Origin of the sequence: Pseudomonas sp. LS44, from assembly GCF_024730785.1 — a bacterium.
GTDB lineage: Bacteria > Pseudomonadota > Gammaproteobacteria > Pseudomonadales > Pseudomonadaceae > Aquipseudomonas.
Window position 1 is genome coordinate 1,466,887 of sequence record NZ_CP102830.1, and the last position, 24,822, is coordinate 1,491,708.

Sequence of the window (24,822 nt, forward strand, 5' to 3'; positions counted from 1 at the left end):
GCGATCCAGTCGCGCCGGGTAGGCTCTCCGGTGGGGCGGAGAAACGTTTCAGCTGCCATGGTTGGCGGACTTGAGTTCGACCTTCACGTTGACCGACATACCCGGGCGGATCTTGCCGCGTAGCGGATTGTCGGCGGCGAAGGTGAGCTTCACTGGGATGCGCTGCACGACTTTAGTGAAGTTGCCGGTGGCGTTGTCGGGCGGCAGCAAGCTGAACTGTGCGCCAGAGGCGGCGAACAGGCTTTCGATGCGGCCTTCAATCGGTGTGTCTGGATAGGCGTCGAACTCCAGCTCAGCCTTTTGCCCGGGCTGCATCTTGCCGATCTGGGTTTCCTTGAAGTTGGCTTGAACCCAGATGTCCTGGTCCGGCACCAGCGACAGCAAGTACGCCCCGGCCTGCACGTATTGACCGTTGCGTGCGGCCCGCTGGCCGACCATGCCACTGATCGGTGCATGGATTTCCGTGCGGGTCAGATTCAACTCGGCTTGCGCCAGTTCCGCGCGCGCGCTGGCGATCTGGGCTTCGAGGCGCTTGATTTCCGCGTGCAGCGTATCGACCTGTTGGCGTTGTGCGGCCAGATCGGCTTCGGCCTTGCTGACATGGGAGCGCGCGACATGACTATCGGCGGTCAGGGTGGTAACCCGCTCTTCCGAGACGTAGCCGGGTTTACGCAGGGTTTGCGCGCGCGATAGATCGATCTGCGTGCGTCCCAGGGTTGCCTGGCTCGCGGCGACATCGGCGCGGCTGGCGGTAATCGTACTGGCCTGTTGCGTCAATTTGCTGTGTGCCTGGACCAACTCTGCCTCGCGCGTGGCCAGCGTGGCGCGCGCACGTTCAAGGGCAAGGTTGAAGTCGCCCGCTTCGAGCACTACCAGCAGGTCACCTTTCTCCACATGCTGGTTGTCCTGTACCAACACCTTATCGATCCGTGCGCCGAGCTGGCTGGACAGGCGGGTGATTTCGCCCTGTACGTAGGCGTTGTCGGTGCTTTCGACGAAGCGGCCAATCAGCCACCAATGCAAAAAGAATCCAAGAGTGACAAGGCTGACTAAGGCGAGGAAGACAAACAGGCGGCGCTGGAGTTTGGCAGGCATGCGAAGGCTCGAAAGAAGGGCAAAACTGTAAGCAAATCTAACAGTGTTCCCTCCCGCTATGTAGCCGTTACACTTCAGAAAGCTTGTTGCTTATGGGGAACAATAATGGGATTGGATGATGCGCTGATCTTCACCCGGGTTGTCGAGTGCCACAGCTTCACGCTGGCCGCTCAAGGGTTGGGCATGCAGAAGTCGACGGTCAGTCGGCGGATCGCGCTGCTGGAAGAGCGTCTCGGCGTACGTTTGATCAATCGCACGACCCGAAAATTGCGATTGACCGAAGTGGGCCAGGCCTACTACGAGCGCTGCCGGCAGATCATGCTCGATTTTGCCGAGGCCGAGCATGCGGTCATGCAGCTTCAGCGTGAGCCGTCTGGCCTGCTGCGAATTAGCGCACCAATTGAGTTCGGGCAGCTGTTTCTGGGTAAGGTTCTCGGCGCATTTATGCGTCAATATCCGGAAATACGCGCCGAAGTCGAACTGACCTCGCGACCTGTCGACCCGGTAGAAGAAGGCGTCGATATCGCCATTTTGGTGGGGCCTCCGCAAGATTCCACGCTGATTGCCCGCAAGCTGTTCGAAAGCCGCCGGCGGCTCTGCGCGAGTCCTGCCTACCTGGCTGCTCACGGCGTGCCGGAAAGCATCGAGCAGCTCGCCGATCACCGCGCCATTCTGTTGCCCTCAGACGCGCCGCGCTACTGGCCGCTGATCGGTGAGAGTGTGGTGTGCCAGCGGGTGATGTCGTGCAACAACATTACTTTCGCTCGCGAGGCGGTGTTGGCCGGCGCTGGGATTGCGGGGCTGCCGCTGATGATCAGCGAGTACGCCGTGCGTCGTGGCGAACTCATCGAGTTGCTGCCACAGGCGCGTTTGCCGGTTGGCGAAGTTCATGCGGTTTATCCGTCGCGCCGTTTCCAGGCGATGAAAGTGAAGACTTTCCTCGATTTCCTGATGCACCACTTGCCCCGCGATGAAGGCGAGTTGCTGGAGCCGGCAACCGCCCGCCTGCTAACATTGGGCCTTTGACGCCAGGCCCGTGCCTGGCGCTTTTCACTTTGATCCGCTGATCCGAGATCTCTTCCGATGACCACCGTTCGTACCCGTATCGCGCCATCGCCAACCGGCGACCCGCATGTCGGCACCGCTTATATCGCCCTGTTCAACCTGTGTTTTGCGCGCCAGCACGGTGGCCAATTCATTCTGCGTATCGAGGACACCGACCAGGTGCGCTCGACTCGCGAATCGGAACAGCAGATCTACGATGCGTTGCGCTGGCTGGGTATCGAATGGGACGAAGGCCCGGACGTTGGCGGTCCACATGGTCCGTACCGGCAGAGCGAACGTGGCGAGATTTACCGCAAATATGCGGATGAGCTGCTGCAAAAAGGCCACGCGTTCTATTGCTTCGCGACGCCCGCCGAGCTCGATCAGATGCGCGCCGAGCAAACCGCTCGCGGCGAGACCCCACGGTATGATGGGCGCGGTCTGACGCTATCGGCTGATGAAGTACAGCGCCGCTTGAGCGCCGGTGAGCCTTATGTAATTCGCATGAAAGTGCCGAGCGAAGGTATTTGCGAAGTCCCGGACATGCTGCGTGGCACGGTGGAAATTCCTTGGGACCGCATGGACATGCAGGTGCTGATGAAGGCCGATGGCCTGCCGACGTATTTCCTGGCCAACGTCGTCGACGATCATCTGATGGGTATCACCCATGTGCTGCGTGGTGAGGAGTGGCTGCCCTCGGCACCCAAATTGATCAAGCTCTACGAATATTTCGGCTGGGAACAGCCGCAGCTCTGCTATATGCCGCTGCTGCGCAATCCGGACAAGAGCAAGTTATCCAAACGCAAGAATCCGACCTCGATCACCTTCTACGAGCGTATGGGCTTTTTGCCGCAGGCGATGCTCAATTATCTCGGGCGCATGGGCTGGTCGATGCCGGATGAGCGCGAGAAGTTCACCCTGGCCGAGATGGTCGAAAATTTCGATATCCAACGGGTTTCCCTGGGTGGGCCGATTTTCGATCTGGAGAAGCTTTCCTGGCTCAACGGCCAATGGCTGCGTGAGCTGAGCGTCGAAACCTTCGCCGCCGAAATGCAGAAGTGGGCGTTGAACCCCGACTACCTGATGAAAATTGCGCCGCACGTACAGGGCCGGGTGGAAACCTTGAGCCAGGTTGCGCCGCTGGCGGGCTTCTTCTTCTCCGGCGGCGTGCCGCTGGATGCCAAGTTGTTCGAGCACAAGAAGCTCTCGGCTGAGCAAGTGCGCCAGGTCATCCAACTGATTTTGTGGAGGCTGGAAGCTTTGCGCCAATGGGACAAAGAGCAGATCACTGGCTGCATTCAGGCGGTGGTCGAGCATCTTGAGTTGAAGCTGCGCGATGCCATGCCGCTGATGTTTGTCGCAATCACCGGCCAGGCCAGCTCGGTATCGGTGCTGGACGCCATGGAAATCCTCGGTCCCGATCTCACCCGATTCCGTTTGCGCCAGGCCATCGAAGTGCTGGGCGGAGTATCGAAGAAAGAAGGTAAGGAATGGGAAAAGCTCTTCGCTGCCATTCCCTGAGGTATGTCGTTGATCGGTTGTTAGTCGGCTGATCGCTGTTGGTACTGCCTCTGGATTGGGGTAAGTGGTTGTTCTTGCGGTGAATTTTTTTAGGCGGTGCGGAAAAATTCTGTTGACAGCCTGCAGGTGCCAACCTAATATGCGCCCCGTCCTTGAGACGGGGCTATAGCTCAGCTGGGAGAGCGCTTGCATGGCATGCAAGAGGTCGACGGTTCGATCCCGTCTAGCTCCACCAAATTGCCACGGTCAGTCGTAAGGCTGGCTGATTTTGTAGAAGGGTTTGCGTCCCCTTCGTCTAGTGGCCTAGGACACCGCCCTTTCACGGCGGTAACAGGGGTTCGAGTCCCCTAGGGGACGCCATTATTCCAGCAGTAACGTTTCGGCGTTACGAGTCGAGAGACGATAAATCCGGGGCTATAGCTCAGCTGGGAGAGCGCTTGCATGGCATGCAAGAGGTCGACGGTTCGATCCCGTCTAGCTCCACCAATCACTAATAAGGCCAGCCACGTGCTGGCCTTATTCATCGAAGGTTTCGTCCCCTTCGTCTAGTGGCCTAGGACACCGCCCTTTCACGGCGGTAACAGGGGTTCGAGTCCCCTAGGGGACGCCATTTTTCCTGCTCTGCAGGACTTTGGAAGGGTCATTCTTTACGGAATGGCCCTTTTGTTTTTTCTGTCTTTTGTTTTCCTCCATAACCTGGCATTGCTTGGGTAGTGCACGGTGATGGCGCATCATGGGGTCGTTTGAATTTCGACGATCTAGCCCATGAGTCCCGCACAATTATTCTGGTTTACCCACCGTGATGACTGCGCTATGCAGCTGGCTGCTGATCTGAGTACGCAGTTGCGCCAGGGCCTGGCGGTGCGTCCGCGCGCCAGTCTGTTATTGCCGGGCGGGACCAGTCCGCAAGCCCTGTTGCCTAGGTTGCGCGAGCAAGCGTTGGAATGGGACCGAGTGGACGTCAGTCCGACCGACGAGCGCTGGGTGGCGGCGGATGATCCGCACAGCAACTGGCGGCTCCTGGCCAATGGTCTGCCCCAGGCGAATTGTCTCGATCCGCGCCAGGCAGCTACGCCCGAGGCGGCGGCCAGCACTTGGGCAGAGCATCTGGTCGAGTGGCAACCCTTCGATGCGGGATTGCTGGGCATGGGCGACGATGCACACTTCGCCTCGCTGTTTCCCGGCCGGCCGGAATTGGCCGCGGCCCTGGATCTCGAGGCGCCGTCGGGCGCACTGCTTGGCTTGGCGCCTGCCTCGCCACAGCAACGTCTGTCACTTAACTTGAGCATGCTGTGCGCAAGCCGCTGGCTGGGCTTGCTCGCGTTTGGCGCCGGTAAACGCGAGTTGCTGGAAGCAGTGCTGGCTGATCAGGCGCATAGCCGTGCCTGGCCGCTGCATGCGCTGGTCTGGCAGAGCCGTCAGCCATTGAGAATTTATTGGGCGCCGTGAGCGGTACACTGACCTAACAGCTCGCTCGTAATTCGGAAGTCGCCATGCTGAACGTTGTCATTGAACAAGTCACCGCCGCCCTGGAGCAACGCTCCGCGGCCCGGCGCGGACGTTATCTGGAACGCTTGCAGATCGCCGCCGAGCGCGATCCGCGACGCAAGCTGGGTTGCTCCAATCTGGCGCACACGCTGGCGGCGCAGTCCGAGGACGCTCGGCTGATCATGAAGCAGGGCGGTTCCCCCCACATCGCCATCGTCTCCAGTTACAACGACCTGCTCTCCGCTCATGCGCCGCTCAAGGACTATCCCGAACAGCTCAAGACCGCGTTGGCCAAGTTTGGTGCCACCTCGCAGTTCGCTGCCGGTGTGCCGGCCATGTGCGATGGCATTACCCAGGGCGAGGCGGGTATGCAGCTGTCGCTGTTTTCCCGCGATCTGATCGCCCAGGCCACGGCCATTGGCATGACCCACGCGGTTTTCGATGGCGGCCTATATCTGGGCGTGTGCGACAAAATCGTCCCCGGGCTGTTGATCGGCGCCCTGCAGTTCGGCCATCTGCCTGCGGTTTTCGTGCCTGCCGGGCCGATGCATTCCGGGTTGGCCAACAAGGAAAAAGCCGCGATCCGCCAGCGCTTCGTGCGTGGCGAGGCGACCCGCGATGAATTGCTCGCCGCCGAGCAGGCCGCCTATCACGAGACGGGTACCTGCACCTTCTACGGCACCGCCAATACCAATCAGCTGCTGATGGAGGCCATGGGTGTGCATGTCCCGGGTAGCGCCTTCGTGCATCCGCATACGCCGCTGCGCGAGGCGATGACCGACGAAGCCGCCCGATTGGTGGCGCGCAACAGCCGCCAGGGCGAGCGCTATCTGCCACTTGGCAAGCAGATCGATGCGCGGGTGCTGGTGAATGCCGTGGTCGCTCTATTGGCCAGTGGCGGCTCGACGAATCATGGCCTGCACCTGCCGGCCATCGCCCGCGCCGCCGGCTACGAATTAACCTGGGAAGACTTTGCCGCGCTGTCGAAAGTCGTGCCACTGCTGGCGCGGGTTTACCCCAATGGCGCGGCCGATGTGAACCAATTCCAAGCGGCCGGCGGGCCTGCCTGGATCTTCCGAGAATTGCTCGCTGCCGGCTTGATGCATGCACAAGTACCAACCGCTGCCGGAGATGATCTACAAAATTACGCCCGCGAACCCTGGCTGGATGCTGGCCAATTGGCGTGGCGCGAGTTGCCTAAGCAAAGCTCGGCGCCAGAGATTGTTCGCCGCCTTGACGACGCCTTCGTCGCCGACGGAGGCTTCGTGCTTCTGCAGGGCAATCTCGGTCGGGCGATGCTCAAGACCTCGGCGGTCGATCCCGAACATTGGCGAGTGCATGCCCCGGCGCGCGTTTTCGAGAGCGAAGCGGCGGTGCAGGAGGCCTATGCCGCTGGCGAGCTGACTGGTGATCTGGTCCTGGTGGTGCGCTTCCAGGGACCGCGGGCCAACGGTATGCCCGAGCTGCACAAGCTGATGCCGCTGCTGGCCAATCTGCAGCAGGCCGGGCAACAGGTGGCGCTGGTTACCGATGGGCGCTTGTCCGGGGCCTCTGGGCTGGTTCCCGGTGCTTTGCATCTGACCCCGGAGGCCGCCAGTGGCGGCGCCCTGGCGAAATTACACGATGGCGACTGGATCGAACTCGATGCGCGACTGGGCGTGCTGCGGGTGGATATCGACGACAGCCAATTGCAGGCTCGCCAAGCGGTCGTGGCAAATACCGAACTGGCCGCCGGCTATGGGTTGGAATTGTTTGCGGCGCAGCGCCGTCTGGTCGGTCCGGCCGATCAGGGCGCTACGGCGTTGTTGTGGGATAGCGTGGAGTGAAAAGCATGCCTTTAAGAATGGATGAAGTGCTGCAACTGGCCCGCCCGGTGTTGCCGGTGCTGGTGATCGAGGACATCAGCCTGGCGCTCGACTTGGCCCGGGCGCTGCAGGCCGGCGGCGTGCGCGTGCTGGAAGTGACGCTACGCACCCCGCGCGCCTTGGATGCGGTAGCGGCGATGCGCAAGGAATTGCCCGACCTGTTGATCGGCGCCGGCACCTTGATCCATACCGAGCAGTTCCTCGAGGCGCGTGAGGCCGGTGCACAGTTTGCCGTCAGCCCCGGCTGCACCGAGCGCCTGGCGGCGGCCGCGGAAGATTCTGGATTGCCCTATCTGCCGGGGGTGATGACGCCATCCGAAGTGTTGCTTGCCCTGGAGTACGGTTATCGCTCGCTGAAGCTGTTCCCGGCCAACGGCTCTACCAGCGTGAAGATGCTCAAGAGCTTCAAGGGACCGTTCACCGGCATCCGTTTCTGTCCCACTGGCGGCGTCACGCCGGACAACCTGCTGAGCTTTCTGCGTCTGCCCAACGTCGCGTGCGTCGGCGGCACCTGGGTGGCCCCGGACAACCTGATCCGCGCCCGTGCCTGGGACCAGATCACTCAGCTGGCCGCCGAGGCCCGCGAACTCTCCGCCAGCCTGGAGCACCACGCATGAGCTGGGATCTACCCAATCCGTTCACCATCGACCTGGCTGTCGCGGCCGACGATATCGACGGCCTCGGCCACGCCAACAATGCTGCGTATGTCACCTGGATGGAGCGCTGTGCCTGGCGTCATTCGCAGAGTCTCGGCCTGGATCTGGTGACCTATCGCAATCTGGACCGGGCCATGGCGGTGTTGCGCCATGAAATCGATTACCTGGCCAGTGCCTATGAGGAAGACGAGTTGCAGGTCGGTACCTGGATCGTCGAGTCCGACCATCGCTTGAAGATGACCCGGCGCTTCCAGCTGGTTCGCCCGGCGGATGCCACCACTTTGCTGCGCGCGCAGACCACCTTCGTGTGTATCGAGCTGTCCAGCGGCAAGCCCAAGCGCATGCCCCCGGAGTTCATCGAGGGATACGGGCCAGCAGTAATGGAGCCGTATCCGCTGCAGCTCTGAAGCCTGCCCGCAGTCTGTCGCGATCCGCTGCGCGAATTGCGCCAGCGCGGGGGATGAGGGGTAAACTGCGCGCCTTTTTCCCCGGAAGCTGCGTAATTCATGCAAATCGCCTTGGCGCCGATGGAAGGTCTGGTCGACGAAATCCTCCGTGATGTGCTGACTCGCGTCGGCGGCGTCGACTGGTGCGTGACCGAGTTCATCCGGGTGACCGAGCGGCTGCTGCCGGCCTCGACCTACCACAAGCTCGCTCCCGAACTGTTTAGCGGGGCCCGCACTGCTGCCGGCACCCCGCTGCGCGTGCAATTTCTCGGCTCCGACCCGGTGTGCTTGGGCGACAACGCCGCCTTCGCTGCCACGCTGGGCGCGCCGGTGATCGACCTCAACTTCGGCTGCCCGGCCAAGACGGTGAACAAGTCGCGCGGTGGCGCGGTACTGCTCAAGGAGCCCGAGCTGCTGCATGCCATCGTCTGCGAAGTGCGCCGCAGTGTGCCAGCGGCGATTCCGGTAACGGCGAAGATGCGCCTCGGCTTCGATCACAAAGACGATGCCCTGGATTGCGCCCGAGCCCTGGCCGACGGCGGCGCGCAGCAAATCGTCGTGCATGCGCGCACCAAGGTCGAAGGCTACAAGGCGCCGGCGCATTGGGAGTGGGTCGCGCGGGTGCAGGAGGCGGTGAAGATCCCGGTATTCGCCAATGGCGAGGTGTGGACGCTCGACGACTGGCGGCGCTGCCGCGAGATCAGTGGCGTCGAGGACATCATGCTCGGCCGTGGTCTGGTCGCGCGCCCCGACCTGGCCCGGCAGATCGCCGCCGCCCGCTCCGGGGAATCGCTGGCGCCGATGAACTGGGCCGAGCTGTTGCCGCTGCTGCGGGATTTCTGGCTGCAGGCGCGGCGCAAGCTGTCGCCGCGTTATGCGCCGGGCAGGCTGAAGCAGTGGGTCGGCCAGTTGACCCGCACGTATCCCGAGGCGGTGCAGCTGTTCGATGCGATTCGCCGTGAGAGCGACTGCCTGCGCATCGACGCGCTGCTCAGCGTGCGCTGGAGCGAGCCCTCGCGCGCCGACCTCAAGGAAGCGGTCAGCGCCTAGCAGCGCAGGTCGTGGCGCTGCACCAGGGCGATCAGTCGGTTCATTAGTAGGGCGCGTTGATCAGCGAGTCGTGACAGGCCGTGTGCTGGATCTGTGCCTGGGCGCTTCTCGGTTCGCCAATATCGCGTGCCGTCAGCAGCCGACATGGCGGAGCTGAATCATGCGGGAGCCTTTTCTTATTGTTATGGACAAAACACTCCAGAGGCCAGTTGGCTAGGCAATAGGTTGGCGTTGCTCGTTGAGGAGACTCATGAAGGCTTTGGCTGCATTCGAGAGTGTTCGTTCCGTATGCACGATGTAGCCCAGTTGACGAGTCAGCTGAACACCCGAAACGGGTAAACGAATCACTTGGGCGTCGAGCATGGTGCGCGGCAAGACGCTCCAGGCCAGTCCGATGGACACCATCATTTTGATGGTTTCCAGGTAGTTGGTGCTCATGCCGATGTTCGGTGTCAGGCCTTGCGCCTGAAATAGTCCCTGCACGATGTGATGGGTGAAGGTGTTGTCGCCGGGAAATACCGCCGGATGGGGCGCCACATCGGCGAGCGTCACTGCCACCCTGCGCGCCAGCGGATGCTCGGGAGCGGCGACGAAATCCAATGGGTCGTCCCACACTGGCACTGCCTGGACCGGCGTATGGGTTTCCGGTGCCAGAGTGATCACTGCCAATTCGGCGCGGCCATGGAGGATTTCCTCATAGGCCACCTCCGAGTCGAGAAACTGGATATCCAGCGCAACCTGCGGATAAGCGCGGGTAAAGGCCCGCAACAGCGGCGGCAAGCGGTGCAGGCCGATGTGGTGGCTGGTCGCCAGAGTCAGTCGGCCGCTCACCTCTCCATTGAGGTTGGTCAATGCGCGCCGCGTGTCGTCCAGTACATTGAGGATCTGGTAGGCGCGCGGCAATAAGGAGCGGCCGGCCTCGGTCAGACTGACTTCGCGGCCCAGGCGATCGAACAAACGGACCTTGAGTTGCTGTTCAAGCCCGGCGATGCGCTTGCTGATTGCGGGTTGAGTTAAGTGCAGGCGCTGACCGGCTTCGGAAAAGCTGCCGGTTTCGGCAATGGCAATAAAGGTATTGAGGCTGGCCAGATCCATCTCGGATTCCTCTTGGTTATCCAATGGATAAAAAATATGAATTTGAGTTATCGAATGTAAGCACTTAGCATCATCCCCACAAGCCTTAAGGGCATAGAGACACGCTGATGAGGGTTCGCTGATGGCCGGCAAAACGTTGTACGACAAGCTCTGGGACATGCATGAGGTCAAGCGCCGGGACGACGGTTCGTCGCTGATCTATATCGATCGGCACATTCTCCACGAAGTGACTTCGCCGCAAGCCTTTGAGGGCTTGCGCTTGGCCGGCCGCAAGCCGTGGCGTATCGACGCCAACATCGCGACCCCAGATCACAACGTGCCAACCACCCGCGCTGAACGTCAGGGCGGCCTTGAGGCGATTGCCGACGAAGTGTCGCGTATTCAGGTCCAGACCCTGGACGAGAACTGCGACGATTTCGGCATCCTCGAATTCAAGATGAACGACGTGCGCCAGGGCATCGTCCACGTGGTCGGCCCGGAGCAGGGCGCCACTCTGCCGGGCATGACCGTGGTCTGCGGCGACTCGCATACCTCGACCCACGGCGCCTTCGGCGCGCTGGCCCACGGCATCGGCACTTCCGAGGTCGAGCACGTGCTGGCCACCCAGTGCCTGGTGGCCAAGAAGATGAAGAACATGCAAGTGCGCGTCGAGGGCCAGTTGCCCCAGGGCGTCACCGCCAAGGACATCGTCCTCGCCATCATCGGAAAGATCGGCACCGCCGGCGGTAACGGCCATGCCTTGGAGTTCGCCGGCAGCGCAATCCGCGACTTGTCGATCGAAGGCCGGATGACCATCTGCAACATGTCCATCGAGGCCGGGGCGCGGGTCGGTCTGGTCGCTACCGATGAGAAGACCATCGCCTACGTACAGGGCCGTCCGTTCGCTCCACAAGGCGCGGATTGGGACAAGGCGGTCGCCGCCTGGGCTGACCTGGTGTCCGATGCCGATGCGCATTTCGATACCGTGGTCGAGCTGAAGGCCGAAGACATCAAGCCGCAGGTCAGCTGGGGCACCTCGCCGGAAATGGTCCTGGCCGTCGACCAGCGCGTGCCGGATCCGGCTGCCGAGGCCGATCCGGTCAAGCGCGACTCGATCGTCCGTGCCCTCAAGTACATGGGTTTGAACGCCAATCAGGCGATCACCGATATCCAGCTGGATCGCGTGTTCATCGGCTCCTGCACCAACTCGCGCATCGAGGATCTGCGCGCTGCGGCCGCCGTCGCCAAGGGCCGCAAGGTCGCCACGACCATCAAGCAGGCGCTGGTGGTGCCGGGCTCCGGTCTGGTCAAGGCGCAGGCCGAGAAAGAGGGTCTGGATAAGATCTTTATCGAAGCCGGTTTCGAGTGGCGTGAGCCGGGGTGCTCCATGTGCCTGGCGATGAATCCGGACAAACTCGGCAACGGCGAGCATTGCGCCTCGACGTCGAACCGCAACTTCGAAGGCCGCCAAGGCGCGGGTGGGCGTACCCACCTGGTCAGTCCGGCAATGGCCGCCGCCGCCGCGGTGACCGGCCGTTTCATCGATGTGCGTGAACTGACCCAGGCCTGAGGAGACCGAACATGAAAGCCTTTACCCAGCATACCGGTCTCGTTGCGCCGCTCGACCGCGCCAACGTCGACACCGACCAGATCATCCCCAAACAGTTCTTGAAGTCGATCAAGCGCAGCGGTTTCGGCCCTAACCTGTTCGACGAGTGGCGTTACCTGGATGTCGGTCAGCCGAACCAGGACAATTCGCAGCGCCCGATCAACAAGGACTTCGTGCTGAACTTCCCGCGCTACCAGGGCGCCAGCGTGCTCTTGGCACGGGAGAACTTCGGTTGCGGTTCCAGCCGTGAACACGCGCCCTGGGCGCTGGAAGAGTACGGTTTTCGCGCCATCATCGCGCCGAGCTACGCCGACATCTTCTTCAACAACAGCTTCAAGAACGGCTTGCTGCCGATCATCCTGAAGGAAGAAGAAGTCGACGAACTGTTTCAGCAGGCCGAAGCCACCGAGGGTTACCAACTGACCGTCGATCTGGCGGCGCAGCAAGTCACCCGTCCGGATGGCAAGCAGTACGGCTTCGAGGTCGATGCCTTCCGCAAGCATTGCCTGCTCAACGGCCTGGACGACATCGGCCTGACTCTGCAGGACGCCGAGGCGATTCGCACGTTCGAGGCCGGCTACCGGCAGAACCAGCCCTGGTTGTTCCGCGATGCCTGAGTGCGCCACCCGGAGGATGTGATGAGCGAAAAGGCCCATGTGCAAGTGGTCCAGCGCCAGTTCGGCGAGCAGGCCAGTGCCTATCTGAGCAGCGTCGTACATGCCCAGGGCGCCGAGTTCGCCCTGCTGCAGGCCGAGGTCGCGGGTCGTGGCGAGGCGCGGCTGCTGGATCTCGGTTGCGGTGCCGGGCACGTCAGTTTTCATGTTGCCCCGCTGGTCGGCGAGGTGGTGGCCTACGACCTGTCTGCGCAGATGCTTGACGTGGTGAGCGCCGCCGCGCAGGAGCGCGGGTTAGCCAATATCCGTACCGAGCAGGGCGCGGCCGAGTGCTTGCCGTTTGCCGATGGCAGCTTCGACTTCGTCTTCAGCCGTTATTCGGCGCACCATTGGAGCGATGTCGGCCAGGCCCTGCGCGAAGTGCGCCGAGTACTCAAGCCGGGCGGGGTGGCTGCGTTCATCGATGTGGTCGCGCCGGGCACGCCGTTGCTCGATACCCATTTGCAGGCGGTCGAGTTGCTGCGCGATACCAGCCACGTGCGCGACTATGCGGCGGCCGAGTGGCTGCGCCTGGTCGGTGAGGCCGGTCTGCAGGTACGCAGCCATGCGCGCCAGCGCCTGCGTCTGGAATTCGCTTCCTGGGTCGAGCGGATGCGCACGCCCGAAGTTTTTCGTGCGGCTATTCGAGCGCTGCAACAAGCAGTGGGCGAAGAAGTTCGCGAGTATTTTGAAATTGCCGCTGACGGTTCCTTCAGCACCGACGTACTGGTGCTGTGGGCCGAGCGTTAAGCATGCTGGCGCGGTAAGCGCCTAACGAGAGGGATACATGAGCAAACAGATTCTGATTCTTCCCGGCGACGGGATCGGCCCGGAAATCATGGCCGAGGCGGTCAAGGTGCTGGAACTGGCCAACGCCAAGTACGACTTGGGTTTCGAGCTGAGCTTCGACGAGCTGGGCGGCGCGGCCTATGACAAATACGGCGTGCCGCTGGCCGATGAGACCTTGGAGCGCGCGCGCGCCGTCGACGCGATCCTGCTCGGTGCGGTCGGTGGCCCCAAGTGGGACGGCATCGATCCGGCGCTGCGCCCGGAGCGCGGCCTGCTGAAGATCCGTTCGCAACTGGGCCTGTTCGGCAACCTGCGTCCGGCCATCCTCTATCCGCAATTGGCCGACGCGTCGTCGTTGAAGCCGGAAGTGGTTGCCGGTTTGGATATTCTCATCGTCCGCGAGCTGACCGGCGGTATCTATTTTGGTCAACCGCGCGAGTCGCGCGTGTTGGAAAATGGTGAGCGCCAGGCGTACGACACCCTGCCGTACAGCGAGAGCGAAATCCGCCGCATCGCTCGGGTCGGCTTCGACATGGCCCGCGTGCGCGGCAAGAGATTGTGCTCGGTGGACAAGGCCAACGTGCTGGCTTCCAGCCAGTTGTGGCGTGCGGTGGTTGAGGAGGTGGCCAGGGATTACCCGGACATCGAACTCAGCCACATGTACGTCGACAATGCGGCCATGCAGCTGGTGCGCGCGCCCAAGCAGTTCGACGTGATGGTCACCGACAACATGTTCGGTGACATTCTGTCGGATGAGGCTTCCATGCTCACCGGTTCCATCGGCATGCTGCCTTCAGCGTCGCTGGATGCCAACAACAAGGGCATGTACGAGCCATGCCACGGTTCAGCGCCGGACATCGCCGGCCAAGGCATCGCCAACCCGTTGGCGACCATCCTCTCTGTGTCGATGATGCTGCGCTACAGCTTCGCTGAGGCCGAAGCAGCGGCGGCCATTGAACAGGCCGTGGGTGTGGTGCTGGATCAGGGCCTGCGCACTGGTGATATCTGGTCGGCAGGCACTACCAAGGTCGGTACCCAGGCGATGGGCGATGCGGTAGTCGCCGCTTTGCGTAATCTGTAATCTCTCAGGCCCGTCGCGCAATGGCGGGCCGATATTCCAATAAAGGTGTAGTTGCGATGAAACGTGTAGGTCTGATCGGTTGGCGCGGTATGGTCGGTTCCGTGCTCATGCAGCGGATGCTGGAAGAGCGGGATTTCGATTTGATCGAGCCGGTGTTCTTCACCACCTCCAACGTCGGTGGCCAAGGCCCTGCGGTGGGTAAGGACATCGCGCCGCTGAAGGACGCCTACAGCATCGACGAGCTGAAAAGCCTCGACGTGATTCTGACCTGTCAGGGTGGCGACTACACCAGCGAAGTCTTCCCCAAGCTGCGTGAAGCTGGTTGGCAAGGCTATTGGATCGATGCGGCATCCACGCTGCGCATGGACGACAGTTCGGTCATCGTCTTGGATCCGGTCAACCGCCGGGTGATCGATCAGTCGCTGGATAACGGCACCAAAAACTACATCGGCGGCAACTGCACCGTCAGCTTGATGCTGATGGCTCTCGGTGGTTTGTTCGAGGCAGGGCTGGTCGAGTGGATGAGTGCCATGACCTATCAGGCCGCGTCCGGCGCCGGCGCGCAGAATATGCGTGAGCTGATCAAGCAAATGGGTGCTATCCATGCGTCGGTAGCGGACGATTTGGCCAATCCGGCCAGCGCGATCCTCGACATCGACCGCAAGGTGGCCGAAGCCATGCGCGGCGAAGCATTCCCGACTGAGAATTTCGGCGTGCCGCTGGCCGGCAGCTTGATCCCATGGATCGACAAGGAACTGCCGAACGGTCAGAGCCGTGAGGAATGGAAAGGCCAAGCCGAAACCAACAAGATTCTCGGTCGCTTCAAGAGCCCGATCCCAGTGGATGGCATGTGCGTACGTATTGGCGCAATGCGTTGCCACAGTCAGGCGCTGACCTTGAAGCTGAACAAAGACGTGCCGATCTCTGACATTGAAGGGCTGATCAGTCAGCACAATCCATGGGTCAAGCTGGTGCCGAACCAGCGCGAGGCCAGCATGCGTGAGCTGACTCCGACCGCGGTCACTGGCACCCTGAGCGTTCCGGTCGGTCGTCTGCGCAAGCTCAACATGGGCTCGCAGTACCTCGGCGCTTTCACCGTCGGCGACCAGCTGCTGTGGGGCGCCGCCGAGCCACTGCGGCGCATGCTACGGATTCTGCTGGAGCGCTGATCGGCGTTTGCCATTGCCGGCGCCGACCGTTCTGGTCGGCGCCAAATTGCTTGCACAGCAGGGCGGCGCTACAGTGCCGCACTTCAAGCTGACTGCGTAGGCTCTCCGATGTCCAAGTCCTTCGATATAGCCGTGATCGGCGCCACCGGGAGCATTGGCGAAACACTCGTCGAGTTGCTCGAAGAGCGCAGTTTCCCCGTTGGCACGCTTCACCTGTTGGCCAGTAGCGAATCGGCCGGTCAATCTTTGCCGTTTCGCGGTAAGAACGTGCGCGTCCGAACGGTCGAAGATTTCGACTTTGCCCAGGTACAGCTGGTGTTTTTCGCCGCAACCGAAGCGGTGACTCTTGCTCATGCGTCACGTGCTCATGCGGCGGGTTGCTCGATTATCGATCTGAGCAACGGCTTGCCGTCCCAAGTTCCGCAAGTGGTGCCGGAAGCCAACGGTGAGTTATTGGATACGCTGCAATCACCGTTTCTGATTGCCAGTCCAAGCGCTTCAGTTGCTGTGTTGGCGACTGTTCTGGCGCCGCTGCGGGCGGTATTGAAACTGCAACGCGTGAATGTCACCGCCTGCCTGGCAGTCTCTAGTCTAGGGCGAGAAGGGGTGACCGAGCTGGCCCGGCAGACCACCGAGTTACTAAACATGCGTCCGCTGGAGCCGCGCTATTTCGATCGGCAGATTGCCTTCAATCTTCTTGCGCAAGTTGGTTCGATAGATGAGGGCGGTTACACAGCTCTGGAAAAACGGCTATCCGCAGAACTAAAACAAGTAATGGCGTTGCCTCTGCTCAAGGTAGCCGCAACTTGTGTGCAGGCGCCGGTGTTTTTTGGCGATAGCTTGAGTGTGTCCCTTCAATGCGCCGAGGTTGTTGATGTGGCCGCGGTCATTGCAGTCTTGGAAGCGGCGCCAGGCATCGAGCTGATAGGCGGTAATGACTATCCGACCGCTGTAGGGGATGCGGTCGGGCAGGATGCGGTATATGTTGGCCGGGTCCGTGCAGGCTTGGATGATGCCACCGAGCTCAATTTGTGGATTGCGTCTGATAATGTGCGCAAAGGCTCCGCATTGAACGCTGCACAATTGGGCGAATTATTGATAAAACACTATCTGTAAAAGATACTTACCGAGAAATTGAAGAAATATTCTAGCTTGGCAATACTGGCCAGGCGGATTGCTGGTGGGGAGCCGCCTCAGGGCGGAAGCAGGCAGCAAACAAGACCATCTCGCCTCGCGAGAAAAAAAAGATAAAACAAGGGAAAACGCTATGGTTCGGGTACGCAAACTAGTACTGGCAATCGCGGCTGCTTCGGCGCTGACCTCAGGTACGGCGCATGCATTGGGTCTTGGAGAGGTGACGCTCAAGTCTGCTCTGAATCAACCCTTGGTGGCTGAGATCGATCTGCTTGAGGTGCGTGACCTGGCCTCAAACGAAGTAATCCCCGTACTGGCCTCTCCCGAAGAGTTCACCAAGGCGGGCGTGGATCGCCAGTACTTCCTCACTGATCTGAAATTTACCCCGGTCCTAAAGCCAAACGGAAAAAGCGTCATTCGCGTGACGTCGAGCAAGCCGGTTCGCGAACCGTATTTGAACTTCCTGGTTCAGGTGATGTGGCCGAACGGTCGCTTGCTGCGCGAGTACACACTCCTGCTCGATCCGCCGCTCTACTCGCCGCAAACGGCAATTGCGGCAGCTCCGCAATTGCCAGTAGCTGCGCCGGTGCCGCGTCCGTCGGTTGCGCCAACCCCTGCGCCGCGTCCAGTGACTAGTGCCCCAGTGGTTCGCCAGTCGACATCAGCCGTCATGCCGACAAGCGCTGCCAAGCTAGACGGCGATCAATACAAAACTACCTCTAGCGATACCCTGTGGGACATTGCTGAGCGTTCAAGAGCATCTGGTTCTGTGCATCAGGCCATGCTCGCCATTCAGGATCTCAACCCAGACGCTTTCATCGGCGGCAACATAAACCGGTTGAGGAACGGCCAGGTCTTACGCCTGCCTGACGATCAGCAGATCAAGAGTCGTTCGCAAAGTGAAGCTATCGCACAAGTAGCGGCGCAAAACACTGCCTGGCGAGAAGGGCGTAGCGTGGTAAGCGCTGGCGCTCGCCAATTGGATGCCACCAAGCGCACCCAAGCAGGTGCCGCTCCTGCGAAGACCGATGCTAAAGACAGCTTGAAGTTGGTTTCCGGCGATGCCAAGACTGCCGCGAACGATAAGGGTGCAGGCGGAGACAGCAAAGCACTGAACGATAAGCTGGCCGTAACTAAGGAAAGTCTTGATTCGACACGTCGTGAGAACGATGAGTTGAAGGGTCGCATGACTGATCTGCAAAGCCAGCTGGATAAGCTGCAGCGACTAATCCAGTTGAAAGACGACCAAATGGCCAAACTGCAGGCGGATCTGGTTGCCAAGGGCGCTACTGCCAAGGATGCAGCGGCTCCAGCAGTTGTTGCCGCTCCGAATACTGCGGCTGTTCCGGCGCCCAATCCGGCAGATACTGCGCCGCCAGTACCAGCCGCAGACACTACTGTGCCGGATTACAACTACAGTGACGACTCCGCTAAATCTCAAGCTGCTGCGCCTGATATGGTCCAGCCAGAGCTGGCGCCAGTAACCCCAGCTGCCGAGGCGCCCATTCAACCAGCTGCTCCGGTTGTCAGCGAAGCTCCGGCTGAGCAATCCGCTGAGCAGCCGCAAGCGCCAGGCTTCATCGACAATCTTCTGTTGAATCCGATGCTCCTCGGTGTGCTCGGAGGAACGGGGTTGTTGGCGTTGCTGGTTGGACTCATGGTCTTGTCACGCCGTAACGCCGTGAAGGAAAACGAGCTTCAGATGAGTCTGGCCGATACCGACAGATCCTTCGATGAAGATCCGAATTTGTCCGGCACGGAATTCGAGGGGCTTGAATCGCTTGAGGCTGTCGACACCCCGTCCGAGCGCGTAACAGCACAGACCGGTGATGTACTCGGCGAAGCGGATATCTATATTGCTTATGGCCGCTTCAATCAGGCCGCAGAACTCCTTCAGAACGCCATTAATGATGAGCCGCAGCGCAGTGATTTGCGCTTGAAGTTGATGGAAGTTAACGCCGAGTTAGGCGATCGCGAAGGTTTTGCTCGTCAAGAGCAGGAGCTGCGCGAAATTGGTGGAGTGAATGCTGAGCTCAACCAGTTCAGAGCCAAGTATCCGGCCATGGCTGCTAGCGCTGCAGCGGGTGTGGCAAGTGCAGCGGGCGCCGTTGCGCTTTCCCATGATGAGGTGGATAGCTTTAGCCTTGACGAATTGAGCCTGGATGAAGAGCCGAGTGCTCCCGTGCAGGACAACGCCTTCGATTTGAGTCTGGATGATCTGGACGCGGAGTTGGATCGTGATATCCAGAATGCCGCGACTGAAGATTCGTTGGGCGATTTCGATATTGACGAAGAGCTTAGTTTTTCTTCTGCGCCGGCCTCCGCGGATGCGTTGGAGTTCGATCTGAATCTGGAGGGTGAACCAGCCCCCTCAGTGGAAACGAGCGATGATTTTATCGATTTCAATCTGGATCTAGATGAGCAGTCCGGAAAGCCAGCAGCAGAGGAAGATTTCCTGCTGGGCCTAGAAGATGAGCTGCCTGCCGCTATGGTTCGCGACGATTTGTCAGACCTGAGCTTGGAGCTGCCGGCGGATGACTTCACATCTCTTGAGTTACCGGCGGATTTTGACCTGTCCATGGATGATGACATTCCTACGGCACCAGCTGGCGATAGCTTCGCTGCCCAATTGGAAGCTGTGAGTACGGACCTGGACCATTCGAGCCTAAAGGAAGAGAGTTCATCTGAAGAGTTCGCCGAACTGCAGACTTCCTCGTCTAGCGACCTAGGGAGCGATGACGATTTTGACTTCCTTTCTGGTACGGATGAAACCGCGACCAAGTTGGATCTGGCGCGAGCCTATATCGACATGGGAGATACCGAAGGCGCTCGGGACATACTCGATGAAGTGGTAAGCGAAGGTAATGGTGGTCAACAGCAGGAAGCGCGCGAGTTGATCGCACGTCTCGCTTAGCGCCATGTCAGATGCAGTAATGAAAACGGCAGCCGAATCGGCTGCCGTTGGCTTTTCCAGATTAGCTCTTGGCATCGAGTACAAAGGCTCTCGCTACCGAGGTTGGCAGCGCCAGGCGTCGAATGTGCGGTCCGTTCAGCAGACCCTCGAAGAGGCTCTTTCTGCCGTGGCGGCCGAACCTGTTGCAGTCACTTGCGCGGGGCGCACCGATGCGGGGGTGCATGCGAGTGGCCAAGTGGTGCATTTCGATACCAAGGTACAGCGACCACTGGAAGCTTGGGTAATGGGTGGTAATGCCAATTTGCCAAGGGATATCAGTGTTACTTGGGCCCAAGTGATGCCGGCCCATTTTCATGCTCGCTTCAAGGCCACCGCCCGTCGTTATCGGTACGTTATCTACAACGATCAGATTCGTCCGGCGCATCTTGGCGAAGAGGTGACCTGGAATCATCGGCCACTGGATGTGGAGCGAATGCGCGAAGCGAGCCGGTGGTTAGTGGGGACGCATGACTTCAGTGCGTTTCGAGCGACCCAATGCCAGGCCAAGTCGCCGATCAAACAAATCCACCATCTCCAGGTTATCCCGTACGGCAAGATGATCGTGCTGGATATTCGCGCGAACGCATTTCTGCATCACATGGTGCGCAATATTGCCGGCGTGCTGATGGCTGTGGGCGCCGGCGAGCAGTCTCCTGCATGGGTTAAAACCGTTCTGGAGGGGCGCAACCGTCGCGAGGGGGGCGTCACCGCTCATCCCTATGGTTTGTACTTAGTGCAGGTTGAATATCCGGACGAGTTCATTCTGCCGCAGCGGTATATCGGTCCGCATTTCCTTTCCGCCCTGGATGAGAGCGTGGCTGACGGGTAACGGGCCATTTGCTAACATTCCCAGCCTAGTTCGCTAAAGGTGCCGCAACTTGTCCGTCGTTCGCTGCAAAATCTGTGGAATTACCCGCCTAGAAGACGCGCTGGCGGCCGTCGATGCGGGTGCCGATGCGATTGGCTTGGTGTTTTATGATAAAAGCCCGCGAGCCGTAAGCGTGCAGCAAGCGCGGCTAATCATCTCTGCTTTACCACCTTTCGTTTCAACCGTCGGTTTGTTCGTCAATGCTGATCGTGATGAATTGAACGCTCTGCTCGATGCACTGCCGCTCGATCTGTTGCAATTTCATGGCGATGAAACTGCATCAGATTGCGCCGGCTATCGTCGTCCCTATATCAAGGCGTTGCGTGTCAAGTCTGGTGATGATATCGCCGCTCAGGTGAATCAATTCTCTGGTGCTTCTGGCATCTTGCTTGATACCTATGTCGAAGGGGTGCCCGGTGGAACGGGTAAGGCTTTTGATTGGTCATTGGTACCCCGCGAGCTAGCGCTGCCGATCATTCTTGCTGGTGGTCTTACGCCTGGGAATGTGCGTGCCGCTATCGAGCAGGTCCGTCCTTATGCCGTAGATGTCAGTGGCGGGGTCGAGGCGAGCAAGGGCATCAAAGACGTGGAAAAAATTCGAGCTTTTATTCGTGAGGTTGGGCGTGGTTGAAGTTTGCACTTCGACTTTGTGACGGCTGCCAGGCCTTGGCCGTCCATTAGCCTGCAATGACCAAGAGTGGCGCGCACCATGGGGTGCTGTGAACTTGGCAAGAATGATGCGGGATCGCGCAGATTATTTGACAGTGACCAGTGCGCTGTTAAGACCTCGTCGGTCTGCGGCAAATAGTCATCGTTCCCTGCAGAATCATGATTCGCTCGAGAATGTCTGCGGCAATACCGTAAGCGCATCCGGGTCAACAGCTTTGGAGAACTAAGAGCATGAGCAACTGGTTGGTAGACAAGCTGATCCCCTCGATCATGCGTTCCGAGGTAAAGAAAAGCTCGGTGCCCGAAGGGCTTTGGCGTAAATGTCCCTCCTGCGATGCGGTGCTGTATAAGCCTGAGCTCGAGAAGACGCTGGATGTCTGCCCGAAGTGCAATTACCACATGCGCATAGGCGCTCGGATGCGTCTTAATCTGTTTCTGGACGTCGAAGGGCGTGAAGAGCTCGGTGCGGACCTCGAGCCGGTAGATCGCTTAAAGTTTCGCGACAGTAAAAAATACAAGGATCGACTGTCTGCTGCCCAGAAGCAGACTGGCGAGAAAGATGCCTTGGTAGCCATGCGCGGGGCCCTGGAAGGCATGCCGATAGTGGCCTGTGCCTTCGAGTTTGAATTCATGGGCGGGTCGATGGGGGCCATTGTTGGTGAGCGTTTTGTCCGTGCGGCAAATGTCGCATTGGAGCGTAAATGTCCCCTCGTATGTTTCTCCGCTTCCGGTGGTGCGCGGATGCAAGAGGCACTGATTTCCTTGATGCAAATGGCCAAAACCTCGGCCGTGCTGGCGCTCCTGCGTGAGAAGGGAATTCCTTTCGTATCCGTATTGACGGATCCGGTATATGGCGGGGTTTCCGCGAGTTTGGCGATGCTTGGCGATGTCATCGTGGCGGAACCCAAGGCTTTGATCGGTTTCGCCGGTCCGCGAGTGATTGAGCAAACGGTCCGCGAGAAGCTCCCGGAAGGTTTTCAGCGCAGCGAATTCTTGCTCGAGCATGGCGCCATCGATTTGATCGTCCATCGCAACGAGTTGCGTCCGCGTCTGGCTAAATTGCTTGCGCAGCTGACCGGCCTGCCAACTCCGTCCGAACGTACGCCTGCGGTAGCATGATTCACACCACGCTGGCCGACTGGCTTACCTATCTTGAGCAGCTCCATCCATCGGCTATCGATATGGGGCTTGAGCGCTCGCGCGAAGTCGCGAGCCGCCTCGCCTTGGGCAGGCCTGCTAAGCGTGTAGTGACTGTTACCGGTACCAATGGCAAGGGATCAACCTGTGCATTTTTGGCCAGCTTCGTGCGCAGCCAGGGGCTCAAGGTCGGTGTCTACAGCTCGCCCCATTTGCATCGGTACAACGAGCGGGTGGTAATCAATGGCATAGAAGCCAGCGATGCCGAGCTTTGTGAGGCGTTCGCTGCGGTTGAGGCGGTGCGCGACGACATTTCGCTGACCTACTTCGAGATGGGCACATTGGCGGCGTTCTGGTTGTTCGAGCGCGCTGATCTGGATGTCGTGGTGCTGGAAGTTGGCCTCGGTGGGCGGTTGGATGCAGTCAATCTAATCGATGCGGATATGGCAGTGATTACCAGTATTGGCGTGGATCATGCCGAATGGCTGGGCGATACGCGTGAGTCGGTAGCTACCGAGAAGGCCGGGATTTTGCGGCCAGGATGCCCGGCGCTGTGCGGGGATCTTGATCCGCCGCAGCCGTTGCTGGATCGAGTCGAACAGTTGCCGGCGCCTTTTTATCTGCGTGGGCGCGACTACGATTTGGCGTTAGCCGAGCAGGTCTGGCATTGGTACGGACATTCCCGGGCCGGTGAACTGCTCGAACTACACGCACTGCCTTTGCTGGACCTGCCCATGGAAAATGCTGCATTGGCATTGCAGGCCTACGCTTTGCTGGACTTGCCTTGGCAGCGTGATCAGCTAGCGCTGGCGTTGTCTGATACGCATCTGCCGGGACGTCTGGAGCGCAGGATGCTGAATTGGCGCGGTAAGCCCCTGACGTTATGGCTGGATGTTGGGCATAATCCTCATGCAGCGGTCTTTTTGGCGGGGCGCTTGGCTGATAGGCCGATTGCCGGCCGCCGATTGGCAGTTTTCGGCCTGCTGGCGGATAAGGATCTTGGCGGCGTGCTGGCGCCCTTGCTGGATCATGTGCAGGATTGGGCTGTAGCGCCATTGCAAACGTCGCGTACGCGCTCGGCTACCGAGCTGGAAACTACATTGCTGGCGCGGGGCGCCAACGTTACTGCCTATCCTGGCGTGTCGGCAGCATTGGACGCGCAATGCGAGCGGGCGACAGCGGCAGATGAGATTCTGTTGTTCGGTTCTTTTTATTGCGTGGCCGAGGCCCAGGAGTGGCTGGCCCGCCATTCCACAGGGGAAAAGCAGGATGGCTTTGCTGGATAAAGGGCTCAAGCAACGCATTGTCGGCGCGCTGGTGTTGGTGGCATTGGCGGTTATCTTTCTGCCCATGCTGCTGTCGCGCGAGGATGAGACGCGGCGTTTGGTGGTAGACGCTCCCAGCATGCCGGAAGCGCCGGCCATCCCGAAGATCAAAGTCGAACCGGTCCCGATTCCTGAGCCGCTTCCGGACGAGCCGATCCCATCCGATCCGGCAGAGAATACTTCGGCAGATACAGGCAACTCTCCGGCTGATGCGCCAGTGATTACTAGCAAGGTGCCCGTAACTGCACAAACTCCTGCAGCAACTGCTACGCCTCCTGCCGTCAAGGCGCCCTCCGTCCAGAGCCCGCCTCAAGCGACCCGTCTGGACGCCAACAGTTTGCCAGTGAGTTGGTCGATACAATTGGCCAGCCTTTCAAGCCGGGCAAGCGCCGAGAACTTGCAAAAAACACTGCGTGGTCAGGGCTACAACGCTTATATCCGCAGTATTGACGGCATGAACCGGGTTTTTGTCGGGCCGGTGATTGAGCGGGCAGAGGCCGACCGCTTGCGTGACCAGCTCAATCGCCAGCAAAAGCTCAACGGTTTTATTGTCCGCTTCCAGCCGGAATCCAGCTAACCGGCCTGGATAGAGCAATCCTTGGCTTACCGCGCAGGGAGTGGGTCTGCTAAAATGCAGCGCCTTTTCTGGATGTAGACTGCGCCGTGGCATTTACCTGGGTCGATTGGGCGATTATCGCCATCATCGTGATTTCCAGTTTGATCAGTTTGAAGCGCGGCTTCGTCAAGGAAGCGCTATCACTGGTTACCTGGGTCATCGCCGGGGTCGTCGCCTGGATGTTCGGTGGCGCGCTCGCGCAACATCTCACCGAATTTATCGATACGCCCTCCGCGCGTGTGATTGCCGCCTGTGTTCTGCTCTTCGTGGTGACCTTGCTGGTTGGAGCGCTGGTCAATTTCCTCATTGGCGAACTGATTCGCGTCACCGGTCTGGATGGCACCGACCGGGTGCTGGGCATGGTATTCGGCGCTGCCCGTGGTGGGTTATTGGTGGTCGTGCTGGTCGGGCTACTCAGCCTGGCGCCGGTGCAGCAGGATCCTTGGTGGCAGCAATCGACACTGCTGCCGCACTTCTTGATGATCGCTGATTGGTCCAAGACTCTGATTTTGGGTCTGGTTGGTCAGTGGTTTGCAGGCAGCTTCAGCGCACCCCGTTGAACTGCCGTGTGTGGGCGCGG

General features: G+C 60.1%; 22 protein-coding genes and 4 tRNA genes. 24 read left to right on the forward strand and 2 right to left on the reverse strand.

The window, feature by feature from the left end; translation table 11 throughout:
* Positions 1-48 precede the first annotated feature (48 nt).
* The gene (locus tag NVV93_RS06615) at positions 49-1,095 is read right to left on the reverse strand and encodes an HlyD family secretion protein (RefSeq protein ID WP_258253645.1); all 1,047 of its coding nucleotides are present in this window, start codon (positions 1,093-1,095) and stop codon (positions 49-51) included.
* A gap of 105 nt (positions 1,096-1,200) precedes the next feature.
* Here NVV93_RS06615 and NVV93_RS06620 point away from each other — a divergent pair, with 105 nt between their 5' ends.
* The 11 genes from NVV93_RS06620 (at position 1,201) to NVV93_RS06670 (ending at position 9,165) form a co-directional block, all read left to right on the forward strand.
* Positions 1,201-2,121, forward strand: coding sequence for a LysR family transcriptional regulator (locus NVV93_RS06620; RefSeq protein WP_258253646.1), 921 nt, complete (start codon positions 1,201-1,203; stop codon positions 2,119-2,121).
* 57 nt (positions 2,122-2,178) lie between these two features.
* Positions 2,179-3,660, forward strand: a complete 1,482-nt coding sequence (gltX, locus tag NVV93_RS06625) for a glutamate--tRNA ligase (protein WP_258253647.1) — start codon at positions 2,179-2,181, stop codon at positions 3,658-3,660.
* 159 nt (positions 3,661-3,819) lie between these two features.
* Positions 3,820-3,895, forward strand: a tRNA-Ala gene (locus NVV93_RS06630).
* A gap of 49 nt (positions 3,896-3,944) precedes the next feature.
* A tRNA-Glu gene (locus NVV93_RS06635) sits at positions 3,945-4,020 on the forward strand.
* A gap of 50 nt (positions 4,021-4,070) precedes the next feature.
* Positions 4,071-4,146: transfer RNA gene (locus NVV93_RS06640), tRNA-Ala, on the forward strand.
* 48 nt (positions 4,147-4,194) lie between these two features.
* Positions 4,195-4,270: transfer RNA gene (locus NVV93_RS06645), tRNA-Glu, on the forward strand.
* 155 nt (positions 4,271-4,425) lie between these two features.
* The gene (gene pgl / locus NVV93_RS06650) at positions 4,426-5,109 is read left to right on the forward strand and encodes a 6-phosphogluconolactonase (protein WP_258253648.1); all 684 of its coding nucleotides are present in this window, start codon (positions 4,426-4,428) and stop codon (positions 5,107-5,109) included.
* A 47-nt stretch (positions 5,110-5,156) separates the two neighbouring features.
* Complete coding sequence (gene edd / locus NVV93_RS06655; protein ID WP_258254304.1) at positions 5,157-6,974, forward strand: phosphogluconate dehydratase; 1,818 nt, start codon at positions 5,157-5,159, stop codon at positions 6,972-6,974.
* Between the two features lie 5 nt (positions 6,975-6,979).
* Complete coding sequence (locus NVV93_RS06660; RefSeq protein ID WP_258253649.1) at positions 6,980-7,630, forward strand: bifunctional 4-hydroxy-2-oxoglutarate aldolase/2-dehydro-3-deoxy-phosphogluconate aldolase; 651 nt, start codon at positions 6,980-6,982, stop codon at positions 7,628-7,630.
* Positions 7,627-8,076: a thioesterase family protein gene (locus tag NVV93_RS06665; RefSeq protein ID WP_258253650.1), complete on the forward strand. Its 450-nt coding sequence runs from the start codon at positions 7,627-7,629 to the stop codon at positions 8,074-8,076. Before NVV93_RS06660 ends, NVV93_RS06665 begins: the two co-directional genes overlap by 4 nt.
* 99 nt (positions 8,077-8,175) lie before the next feature.
* Positions 8,176-9,165: a tRNA-dihydrouridine synthase gene (locus NVV93_RS06670; protein ID WP_258253651.1), complete on the forward strand. Its 990-nt coding sequence runs from the start codon at positions 8,176-8,178 to the stop codon at positions 9,163-9,165.
* A 213-nt stretch (positions 9,166-9,378) separates the two neighbouring features.
* Here the strand turns inward: NVV93_RS06670 and NVV93_RS06675 are convergent, their stop codons facing one another.
* The gene (locus NVV93_RS06675; RefSeq protein WP_258253652.1) at positions 9,379-10,260 is read right to left on the reverse strand and encodes a LysR family transcriptional regulator; all 882 of its coding nucleotides are present in this window, start codon (positions 10,258-10,260) and stop codon (positions 9,379-9,381) included.
* A gap of 121 nt (positions 10,261-10,381) precedes the next feature.
* Between NVV93_RS06675 and leuC the strand changes: the two genes are divergently transcribed.
* From leuC to NVV93_RS06740, 13 genes are all read left to right on the forward strand, one after another.
* Positions 10,382-11,809, forward strand: a complete 1,428-nt coding sequence (gene leuC / locus NVV93_RS06680; RefSeq protein ID WP_258253653.1) for a 3-isopropylmalate dehydratase large subunit — start codon at positions 10,382-10,384, stop codon at positions 11,807-11,809.
* Between the two features lie 11 nt (positions 11,810-11,820).
* On the forward strand, positions 11,821-12,465 hold the full coding sequence (gene leuD / locus NVV93_RS06685; protein ID WP_258253654.1) for a 3-isopropylmalate dehydratase small subunit: 645 nt from the start codon (positions 11,821-11,823) through the stop codon (positions 12,463-12,465).
* Between the two features lie 21 nt (positions 12,466-12,486).
* Positions 12,487-13,251 carry a class I SAM-dependent methyltransferase gene (locus NVV93_RS06690; RefSeq protein ID WP_258253655.1) on the forward strand — a complete coding sequence of 255 codons (765 nt, stop codon included), beginning with the start codon at positions 12,487-12,489 and terminating at the stop codon, positions 13,249-13,251.
* A 37-nt stretch (positions 13,252-13,288) separates the two neighbouring features.
* Positions 13,289-14,371 (forward strand): 3-isopropylmalate dehydrogenase, encoded by a 1,083-nt coding sequence (gene leuB / locus NVV93_RS06695; RefSeq protein ID WP_258253656.1) that lies wholly within the window; start codon positions 13,289-13,291, stop codon positions 14,369-14,371.
* A gap of 56 nt (positions 14,372-14,427) precedes the next feature.
* Positions 14,428-15,540 (forward strand): aspartate-semialdehyde dehydrogenase, encoded by a 1,113-nt coding sequence (asd, locus tag NVV93_RS06700; RefSeq protein ID WP_258253657.1) that lies wholly within the window; start codon positions 14,428-14,430, stop codon positions 15,538-15,540.
* Positions 15,541-15,648: 108 nt separating this feature from the next.
* Positions 15,649-16,656 carry an aspartate-semialdehyde dehydrogenase gene (locus NVV93_RS06705; RefSeq protein WP_258253658.1) on the forward strand — a complete coding sequence of 336 codons (1,008 nt, stop codon included), beginning with the start codon at positions 15,649-15,651 and terminating at the stop codon, positions 16,654-16,656.
* 151 nt (positions 16,657-16,807) lie between these two features.
* Complete coding sequence (locus NVV93_RS06710) at positions 16,808-19,588, forward strand: FimV/HubP family polar landmark protein (RefSeq protein WP_258254305.1); 2,781 nt, start codon at positions 16,808-16,810, stop codon at positions 19,586-19,588.
* Between the two features lie 4 nt (positions 19,589-19,592).
* Positions 19,593-20,456, forward strand: a complete 864-nt coding sequence (gene truA, locus NVV93_RS06715; protein ID WP_258253659.1) for a tRNA pseudouridine(38-40) synthase TruA — start codon at positions 19,593-19,595, stop codon at positions 20,454-20,456.
* A gap of 49 nt (positions 20,457-20,505) precedes the next feature.
* Positions 20,506-21,126 carry a phosphoribosylanthranilate isomerase gene (locus NVV93_RS06720; protein WP_258253660.1) on the forward strand — a complete coding sequence of 207 codons (621 nt, stop codon included), beginning with the start codon at positions 20,506-20,508 and terminating at the stop codon, positions 21,124-21,126.
* A 269-nt stretch (positions 21,127-21,395) separates the two neighbouring features.
* Entirely contained in the window at positions 21,396-22,283 is an 888-nt protein-coding gene (accD, locus tag NVV93_RS06725) for an acetyl-CoA carboxylase, carboxyltransferase subunit beta (RefSeq protein WP_258253661.1), read from the forward strand.
* On the forward strand, positions 22,280-23,587 hold the full coding sequence (gene folC / locus NVV93_RS06730) for a bifunctional tetrahydrofolate synthase/dihydrofolate synthase (protein ID WP_258253662.1): 1,308 nt from the start codon (positions 22,280-22,282) through the stop codon (positions 23,585-23,587). The genes accD and folC overlap by 4 nt, the downstream gene beginning before the upstream one ends.
* Entirely contained in the window at positions 23,571-24,203 is a 633-nt protein-coding gene (locus NVV93_RS06735) for an SPOR domain-containing protein (RefSeq protein WP_258253663.1), read from the forward strand. The genes folC and NVV93_RS06735 overlap by 17 nt, the downstream gene beginning before the upstream one ends.
* An 86-nt stretch (positions 24,204-24,289) precedes the next feature.
* Positions 24,290-24,802 carry a CvpA family protein gene (locus tag NVV93_RS06740; protein ID WP_258253664.1) on the forward strand — a complete coding sequence of 171 codons (513 nt, stop codon included), beginning with the start codon at positions 24,290-24,292 and terminating at the stop codon, positions 24,800-24,802.
* The last annotated feature ends 20 nt before the right edge of the window (positions 24,803-24,822 follow it).